A 7,868-nucleotide genomic window follows, 5' to 3' on the forward strand; every position below is an offset into this window, starting at 1 on the left:
CGTTACGCTCCTTGTTGGTCATCGTGCTGTTGGGTGCCAGAGGAGACACCCGTAACTGAATTTGTGGTCGCGTCCGTCGAGTTCACACGCGCACCAATTTTCTCAATCTTCATCCGGCCACGCTGCCAGCGCGGGTGAAAGTGCCGCCAGTGCGGCTCTTGCGCTGCAGCAAGTAGCTCTTGATCCCCGCGGGTGTCACCCCAAGCTCGTAGCTTGTACTGGGCCAGCGGGCCATATACAGCTTCCAGGCGAAGTACCTTTGCTTCGCAGCGGCAGTTACTCCCGCTAAGCGCGCCTGTGAGCTTGCCTTCAACTACTTCAAGCTCAGTCCCAATCAAGCTGATACCCAGCTCCTGAGCGAATGGCATGAGCACTATCCGCGGAGAAGCTGAACAGATTGTTACCAAGGCACCGCTAGCAACCTCGGCCGCGACGGATTGTACGCCGGCCGGCCGCATGAGCCGTACCCAAAACGCCCTTCTGAATTCCGCAGCCTTCCGCTTTACCCAAGCCTCCTCAACACCAGTCAGGAAGGTGGCGACAAGCACAGCTTTAAGCTCGTCGCGACTCATTCCCTTGCCGAGGTAGCGAATGCATGCAGGAAGCATGCGTATCACCCGCGCGGCGAACTTCCGTTTACCGAACGCAAACAGCAGGAATGGGACGAAACTGTCTCGCCGGGTCAGGGTGCCGTCGAAGTCAAAAACCGACAGGACCTGGCCGGAGGCCGGGCCAGCTTCAATCATTTCCTGGGTCATCGAACTGCCTCAGCCAAGCGAACTGGCTCCGCTATACCTGCTTCTGCGGGTTTCACACCGTGCCATTTCACCCGCTCGATGATGTTGATGGCCCAGTTGTAGTGGGTCGCTGGTTCAACCATCGCATCGTTGTGTTTGAAGACAGCAGGCGCAGAACCATCGACGATGAGTTTGGCGCAGTTGTAGTCCTCAAGAGGTACGCGGAAGCTGTCATGGATCTGCGCAATCTGGGTGGGGTGAATCGCTGTCTTACCGACCAACCCGTGGGCAATATCCAACTCCAGTTCCTCGGCGAGCAACTGAGGTGTTGCGAGCTGCTCGAAAACAGGGGCGGTAAGAGCAAAACCTTGAGCGCCTAGGACCCCACACAGCATTGGAATCACGTACCCCATTGGGGTCTGATACAAGGTCGTAGCCGGGTTACGGCGCAGTCCGAGACAACTCATCAGATCGTTTCCACCAATGCGCAAAGCAAGGATTCGATCACCTAACTCTGAGCGAAGCGCGCAACCCAGTTCGCCCATCGCCCCAGGGTTGTATACGTCGCTGGTTTCAAGCGTGGGCATCAACAGCAGGTCGGGGTTGGTAACTGCTCGGACCCACTCACCCAAGGTGGCAAGGGACAACTTCGGCACTACAAACCCATGCGCTGCGGTGATCTCAGACCACTCGTTGAGTAGAGCCGCCATCTTCGAATCACGCGGACGTACGAAAACCAACGGACTTCTCGGAGAGCGGCTAGCTCGTGGTCCGATAGCAGTCAAGATCGCCCGCAGCGACTGCAGTGCATGCTCAACATCGGTAGAGGCAACCGCATCCTCTAGGCAGATAACGAGCGAGCGAAGACCAGGCTGCTTATCAGCGCAAATCACGTCGACGATATCGGCTCGAGTTGCAGGCATGTAGAGCGTCGCGCCCAGGGCCCACGGGGAGATGCGGTCCATTAGCTCACCTCCCGGATGATGGTAACGGCACGGTATGGCCCCAAGTCTTCACCAGCTTCCTGTACCTGGATGCCGGCACGGTCAGTCAGATGGATCAGCAGTTGGACGTCTGCGTCGTTGCGGTCCCGCACCAGTACCTGATCTGGGACACGGCGCAGCACAGCGCGAGTCGCTTCGGCGATACCTGGCTTGATGCGATTCAAATTGGTCACACCAAATCGTTCAGAAAGACGGCTGACGACACCAAGTGCATCGTTCTGCAGGTTCTCTGCCTCATCTGGTGTCCACGGCAGAGCCGGACTTACCTCGACGGCAGCTCGAGCTGCTTCGATCCGATCAATGAATGCTCGGGTCACGTCGTGCTCTCGCAGGTGGTCATATACGACGCAACCATGCAGCCCGCCATCACTCGGCCAGATCGAGCGGGAAACCAAACCGGATACGGTCGCACCCAGAATACCGGATGGGATGATCCAGTCTTCGGCCGAGGCTGCGAGCCAGGCTCGGCCGCATGGATCTGCCAGTACGACCAATCTGGGGTCTTCAGGGAAACGGCTGTCACCTGCGAGGCTGCGCTTGATCTCACCAGAGATAGCGCCTTTGCCCGTCCACCCATCGACGAAAACGATGTTCTCAGCGCCGTGCGCTGCGATGATAGATTCGAGCGCAACAGTGTCGATACCACGATCGCGGACGATGCTGATGCCATAGTGATGTGCATCCCGGCCCAGGCCAATCAATGCACGGCGCAACAGGACACCAAGCGGAAGCCCGGCGCGCACGAAGGAAACGAGCGCAATTGTCGGACCCTGATAGCGCTCTTCCAAGGCCAGAGCCAAGGATTGAACGTCCGCCGCCATGCGCAGGCCGTTCTGAGTCATCGCTCGCTCGAACAACTCCATGTGAGTCTGAGACGGCGCATCTTCCTGGCTGATCATTTCCGAGTAGTGCTTTTGCTTGGACTGGATCAGCCGCTCCTTTTCCAGCACATCGGTCAGGCCGATGTTCACTGACTGCAACAGGAAATGAACATCCTCAGGCAAGTAGCTACCGCTACCAACAGTCATCGAGGTCAGGATCGGGTTAAGCATGGATGCTGCCCTCCACCAATGCGGCAAGCTGGCTCCGCGCCGGAGTCGACCAGAAATCGCAGAGGTTCATGTAGCCGAGATCGGTGATGCTGTCGCCGAAACCGAGCACAGGGCGCTCCCCGTTCAACTCACGATCCTGCTTGAGGAAGTACTCAACAGCGACGCGCTTGGACAGACCTGCAGGTAACAGGGCAAGGTTATTGCCGTTGGAATGAGTGTGCATGCCTTCAATCAGGCCAGCTTCACTCAGCTTGTTGCGCACCAGAATCAGGTCAGCGTCAGAACCGTTGTTGTGCTTGACCACAACGTAGTGACGCTGACCGGCCTCTTCCACAACCCAGCCACGAAGCGATACACCTTGCTCGTCCCCAATACGCAACGCCGTCTCACACAGCACGGGCAAGCGGTCCTGGAACGCCGAGAGAATTCCATTCATCACGCCATGCCAGTCCATATTGACGGAGCGGTCGGGATTAAGAATCAGGCCGCCATGGGAGCAAATAGCAGGGCCAGTGAAATCCAGGCGAACACGATTGAAGGCCTCGGCACTGCGCGCAGTAACGGGTACCACATCAGTCGTTGTCAGGAGCCATCCAAGGAACTGCTTCTGCATCTCGGTCTGGTAACCGCTCACTTCACCGTTAACGTCAAAGGACGCCGGATAGCGCGAAGTGCCCTCAGGCATTTTCCGAGCGGTTTGGAAGAGCGTATCGTCCAGGTCGACCAGGGCCAGTGGGCGCTTATTTGGCATCGACGATCACCTCCGCGTTCAAAGCTTCAATCAACGCAGTTGGCACAGCCTGTGCGTCCGTCTCGCTGCAGATCAGCACTCGATCGAATTGCCCGGGTGCCACGTTGTAGAGGAAGTTGACGATGCCAAGACCGTAGTTGTCCGAGAAATTCAGAGCGTGTCCGATCGAATGACCAAGTGCAATTGGCGAACGGGTAGTCGAGCTGAAATGCACATCGGCGCCAGCGCGTTCAAGGCGTTCAGCCAACAGGAAGGGCTTCCAAACGAACTCACCGGTACCGAGGACGATGACCCGCTCACCCGGCTGGACAGCGATGTTGAGTCCCAGGGTGTCTGCTACCCCACGGGTACCCAGTCGGCCCCAGTCGTTTTCGGGGTTTACAGCCCAATCCCCCGCGGCCACAGTGCCGGTGTCCGGCATTTCAGGAAGCGGAGCTTCAGGATCTTCGGTGAAGCTGTAAGCGCCACTCAGCAGAGATACCTGTGCGGCCGCTTCGCCGATGCTGCTCGACACAGCGCCCGCAGACCAATCAGTCAGCACACAGGTGACAACGCGCTCGATCTGGTTGAGCCCAGCGCCCACGAGGGCGCGGTGTAGATTGATGAACGTGCGACCGGTCGAGGCCTCATCATCAACGAGCACCAGCGACTTGGCGCTGCGCATCATTTCCGAGAGTTGAGGTTCGGACGGCTCATGAATCAAGTGTGCACTGGCATGGCTGTGCTCTTCTTCAAAACGAGCAAAGATCTGATCGCCTACCGGGTGGCGGGTGCTGACGATGTACATGGTGTCAGCCCGTGACTCGCTGAAGGCGCGATGAACACCCGCCCCCAGGCCAACGGCTGTCTCAGCCATACCGATGACCAGTACAGGGCCTGGCAGGTCGGAGGGAATTTGTGCAGCCAAGGCTTTATAGGATTGCTGCATCACCGATGGCTTGACGGGAATGTGCTTACCCAGCACCCGAGAAACAAACAAAAATGCTCGCTTCGGATTGCGACGCTCGGCAAAGCCAAAAAGCGATTCAGGCGAAATGGAAGCCTGATGCACGTCAACTTCAAGCACGCCGCGCTTCAGCGTGGCGCTCAACTTTGTAGACGCTTGATTCACTAAACTATGCTCCATGTTGGAGTTCCGTGGACGATAGTAGTGAACCTAACGTGCGCACTTTTAATTTCAATGGCATGCAGCATTTAATTTCGCGCTTCGATTTTCCAAAGCGACGGTTGAACACCCCTCGCTATATCGGCAGGTGTCTGCGCTGCATGAGAGTCATTGACTGTTATGTGGATATGGCATGCTTCTAAGAAGGCAGCGAGCAAATGGGACTTGACCGCAAAGTTCATGTTCTGTGCATCTGGCACGGTTGAAGTAACCATGCCGACCACACTCCCCCGTGAGTCGAACAGTGGACTACCACTCGATCCGGGTTGAATTGCCGCTGTGAACTGCAACAGGCTCGAGTCGTTACGCAGGCCGAAAAGGGCGGAGACGCCGCCCTGGGTGACATGTGCACCACCGCCAGCAAATCCCGACATTGGGAAGCCAATCGCTGTCACTGCGTCGCCCAGGGAGCAGCCGCCGGTTGCGGCGAACTGGACGGGCGTCAATGGCGCACCAGCTACTCGGAGCAATGCAATGTCGTTTGAAGTGTCGACCATCACAGGCTCTGCTCGATACCGACCATTGAAGGAACTGATCTCAATCGACGACATCCCCTCGATGACATGGGCGCAGGTCAGCAGCACGTTGCTGGACACAGCAAAGCCAGTGCCAGTGGCGGCCGTTGCACCGCCATTAGGGCGAGAGTCAAGACTCCCGACCTCTGGATGGTCCGGGTTGGCTTCGTCAATCTCCAACCCGAGCCTGCGGCCAAACGCCGCCAGGCCATAGGCTGAGCCTTCTGCCATGGCCCGGAATTTCCATTGTCCACCGCGGGAATAGAACTCGCCCAATATCAACGCGCTCTCGCCAAACGCGCTGGTATCCAAGTCGTAGGAAAACGTTTGATCAACCTTGAGCTTGAGGTTGCCAAGAGAGCTAACCGGCCCGAGGTTGGAGTATCTGTAGACGATCAGCAGAACGCGATCACCGCCGGCAGGCAAGCTCCCGAGCTGAAGCGAGCAGCCGACCTGCTCACGACTGCCACTCCATTGCATCCAAGCGGGCTGCTCAATGTGAAAAAGCGCGGCAGCCCCCCTTGGGGATCGTTTGTCATCAACAGGGATCAGCGCGACAGCTGCGGTCGAGCCAAAAGCGTTCTGCTGCAAAGACTCCAGCGTCCACGATGATTTTGGTGAAGAAAGTGCAACATTGGCGCCTGGCGTCAGCATGTCTCGCTCCCTGAGTAGACAGAAACTTTAATCTAGATTTGGTACACGTGGTACCAGAATGATGGCCATTCTATCACCCAGCCGGGGCCGTAACGGCAATAGTGATCGCCCGAATTCGCACCCCCTCCTTCCAAGAAATCTGTGGCTCTGGGAGGCCAAGCCGGCGCGCAGCGAAGATACCCGCAAGGTTGACACCAGCTTCACGGGTGTAGCCAACACCACCTGAATATCGTGGGTTGATCTCAAGAAGCCTTGGCATCCCATCGGCGCCATCGCGGGTCTGGACATTGATGATGCCGTCACAACCGAAATGCTGAGCCGCGGCGACAGCCAGGTCGGTTGCCGGCGTGTCTCGCTCGAAAGTTTGGTGCGCTCCGGCTTTCCGGCGACCGACATACGCCACTACCTTGCCGCCCTCACAAACCATGTCCACGGAGCACTCAGGCCCTGGGAGGTAAGGCATCACCAGCATCGGCTCACGAGCTGGCCCGGCTGAGTAGATGCGATAATAAGTCTCGAAGTCGACTTCTCGAGCATCTGGGTTCGCAAAGCAGCGGAATGGATCTACCCCGGCCTTGAACCGCCAGAATCCCTGTCCATAGATGCCAACAACCGGCTTGATACAAACCTCTGAAGTCGGACTCAAGGTTTCATAGGCAGCGAGTAGCTGATCTGGGTTTTCAACCGTGATAGCGGGGATGCAAGCCAATCCAGCGCGTTCTGCCTCGGCTGTAAAATTGGCCTTGTCGTCAACCAGCTCAAAAGTGCGCTTGCTCATTCCGCCGGTAACAAGCGTGATGCCTGCGCGCTCAAAATCCGCACGACGGCTCTCATACGCGCCCCCAACGCGACCAGCTAAGACCACCCTAATCGAGTTCTCGATTGCGGTGCGAAGCACCCAGTCAATGCGATCTTCGCGGTCTTCAGGCTCCTTAAAGCTGCCGTGTGCCAAACCGGTGATCTCCGGCCGGTCACCCCCATGGGATGCGAATACGCGAACACCGGCTGGGAGTGCCTCCAAGGCGCCCAGAATGATGTCGCGCTGAGAAGCCTGACCCTGTAGAAACCAGATCATTGAAACCACCTTGATTTAGTGCAATTGAATTTGGATCTAGGATCCTGACCTTGGGCGAGATGGTAACGGTTGAGCCGGCGGCTTCAAGCGGGGCGACATTATGATCTGCCTCCCTGGAAAAGGCTTCTGGCCGAGCGACAAACGCACCACGCAAATTGTTGCGATTTATGAATGGGTTAGATGCCGAGAATCCAGGGTGAACTACCGTCAGGAAGGTGACTTAGGCTCTGTACGAAATCCGTAGAAACCCAGTTATCGCCCCGCATCCTCAGGAATTTTGTAAAGTCCCCGGCCATCAACGGAAAGGAATCCTGTGATGACGAAGCGGTACGAAATCTCGGACGAGGCTTGGGATGTGGTCTCCGATCTCTTCATCGAAACACGCAAGCGTGGCCGGCCTCGAGTGAGTGACCGGCTAATGCTCGATGGCGTACTTTGGGTGCTTTGCTCCGGGGCGGCCTGGCGTGACATGCCGGAGCGCTTCGGCCCCTGGTCAACTGTGTATCAACGGTTTCGGGACTGGCGAATCAACGGGGCATTCGATCGGATGCTCAAGCGCTTGCACCTGAGGCTGAACGAACAAGGTTTGATTGATCTGCAGACCTGGATGATCGACTCGACCGCAGTGCGCGCTACTCGAGCCTCGTCAGGTGCTCGAAAAAAAAGGATTCTGACGAACCTGCCGATCACGCTCTAGGCCGCAGCCGCGGTGGCCTGACGACTAAGATTCACATGCTCTGCGATGCCAACGGCGTACCGTTGCGCTTCCTCCTCTCTGGCGGTCAAGCCAGTGACATCAGCTACGCGCAGCCGCTGCTCGAGGGTGTCAGTATTCCTTCGGCTCAACGCGGACGGCCTCGCAAGCGCTGCAAATGGCTGCTAGCCGATAAAGGCTATGACGCAGAGGCCTTGCGT

At 57.5% G+C, this 7,868-nt stretch carries 7 protein-coding genes and 1 pseudogene; 1 reads left to right on the forward strand and 7 read right to left on the reverse strand.

The window, feature by feature from the left end; translation table 11 throughout:
- Window positions 1–2: 2 nt before the first annotated feature.
- The 7 genes from FS767_RS20955 to FS767_RS20985 all read right to left on the reverse strand — a co-directional run bounded on the left by FS767_RS20955 (window position 3) and on the right by FS767_RS20985 (window position 6,953).
- Complete coding sequence (locus FS767_RS20955) at window positions 3–758, reverse strand: HAD-IB family hydrolase (protein ID WP_144968007.1); 756 nt, start codon at window positions 756–758, stop codon at window positions 3–5.
- Window positions 755–1,702 (reverse strand): HpcH/HpaI aldolase/citrate lyase family protein, encoded by a 948-nt coding sequence (locus FS767_RS20960; protein WP_144968008.1) that lies wholly within the window; start codon window positions 1,700–1,702, stop codon window positions 755–757. The genes FS767_RS20955 and FS767_RS20960 overlap by 4 nt, the downstream gene beginning before the upstream one ends.
- On the reverse strand, window positions 1,702–2,793 hold the full coding sequence (locus tag FS767_RS20965) for a cysteine protease StiP domain-containing protein (RefSeq protein ID WP_144968010.1): 1,092 nt from the start codon (window positions 2,791–2,793) through the stop codon (window positions 1,702–1,704). The genes FS767_RS20960 and FS767_RS20965 overlap by 1 nt, the downstream gene beginning before the upstream one ends.
- Entirely contained in the window at window positions 2,786–3,544 is a 759-nt protein-coding gene (locus FS767_RS20970; protein WP_144968012.1) for a trehalose phosphatase, read from the reverse strand. The genes FS767_RS20965 and FS767_RS20970 overlap by 8 nt, the downstream gene beginning before the upstream one ends.
- Window positions 3,534–4,670 carry a phosphoribosyltransferase domain-containing protein gene (locus FS767_RS20975; protein WP_144968014.1) on the reverse strand — a complete coding sequence of 379 codons (1,137 nt, stop codon included), beginning with the start codon at window positions 4,668–4,670 and terminating at the stop codon, window positions 3,534–3,536. Before FS767_RS20975 ends, FS767_RS20970 begins: the two co-directional genes overlap by 11 nt.
- 68 nt (window positions 4,671–4,738) lie before the next feature.
- The gene (locus tag FS767_RS20980; protein ID WP_144968016.1) at window positions 4,739–5,878 is read right to left on the reverse strand and encodes a trypsin-like peptidase domain-containing protein; all 1,140 of its coding nucleotides are present in this window, start codon (window positions 5,876–5,878) and stop codon (window positions 4,739–4,741) included.
- 73 nt (window positions 5,879–5,951) lie between these two features.
- Window positions 5,952–6,953 (reverse strand): ATP-grasp domain-containing protein, encoded by a 1,002-nt coding sequence (locus FS767_RS20985; RefSeq protein ID WP_144968018.1) that lies wholly within the window; start codon window positions 6,951–6,953, stop codon window positions 5,952–5,954.
- A 316-nt stretch (window positions 6,954–7,269) separates the two neighbouring features.
- Here FS767_RS20985 and FS767_RS20990 point away from each other — a divergent pair.
- A pseudogene (locus tag FS767_RS20990) lies at window positions 7,270–7,868 on the forward strand (IS5 family transposase); the annotation flags it as partial.

Origin of the sequence: Pseudomonas sp. DE0010, assembly GCF_007680745.1 — a bacterium.
GTDB lineage: Bacteria > Pseudomonadota > Gammaproteobacteria > Pseudomonadales > Pseudomonadaceae > Aquipseudomonas > Aquipseudomonas parafulva_B.